Raw genomic sequence first — 896 nt, 5'->3', positions numbered from 1 at the left:
GGAACTGGGGCGTGTCACAGATAGTGTCGAGCCGGTCAATCAGCCGTCCCATGTGAGGAAGTCGAGGAGCTGACCGTGAGTAACATCGCAGCCCCGCGCCTGCCGGTTCCGGGTCCGGACCTTCGTGCACCCGGTCAGGGTGGACCCGCGTTCGACGACCAGGTGTTCAACCGTCTGTTGGCCAACCGCATCGTCTTCCTCGGCTCGGTCGTCGAGGACTCGATCGCCAACGCGATCTGCGCGCAACTCCTGCTGCTCAACGCGGAGGATCCGACCCGCGACATTTTCCTCTATATCAACTCGCCGGGTGGGTCGGTGAGCGCCGGTATGGCGATCTACGACACTATGCAGTTCGTCGAGAATGATGTCGCGACCGTCTCGCTCGGTCTCGCCGCGTCGATGGGGCAGTTCCTGCTCTGCGCCGGTGCGTCGGGCAAGCGTTACTCCCTGCCGCACGCGCGGATCATGATGCACCAGCCGTCCGGTGGTATCGGGGGCACCGCCTCCGACATCGCCATCCAGGCGGAGCAGATGCTGTACACCAAGCGGATGATGCAGGAGCGCATCGCCTTCCACACCGGTCAGCCGATCGAGCAGATCGAGCGCGACTCCGACCGGGACCGGTGGTTCACGGCTGAGGAGGCCAAGGACTACGGCTTCGTCGACCACGTCGTCCAGCAGGCCCGCCAGGTTCCCAGCGAAGGCCCGGTGAGCTGAGCGGAGCCCCCGCTCACCGGATCGAACCGTCGTCATCCGTCCCGGAGGCAGCCACCATGTTCCACGACACGCTGTACCAGCAGATGCGGCACGAGCAGGCCCGCCAGGCAGCCGCCCAGCCGCAGGGCCGCTACGTCCTGCCGAACATCATCGAGAAGACCTCCCGCGGCGAGTACGGC

The 896-nt window shown here is 65.8% G+C and carries 1 protein-coding gene; it reads left to right on the top strand.

Annotation, left to right across the window (positions count from 1 at the left end):
• The first annotated feature begins 75 nt into the window (after window positions 1-75).
• A complete protein-coding gene (locus AC08ON_RS04320; RefSeq protein WP_011435649.1) occupies window positions 76-717 on the top strand; it encodes an ATP-dependent Clp protease proteolytic subunit in 642 nt (213 codons plus the stop codon).
• Window positions 718-896: the final 179 nt, after the last annotated feature.

Source organism: Frankia sp. CoWAU3, from assembly GCF_977971855.1.
Note: the sequence above shows the minus strand (reverse complement) of the source record. Positions and strands in the feature narration are given on the sequence as shown.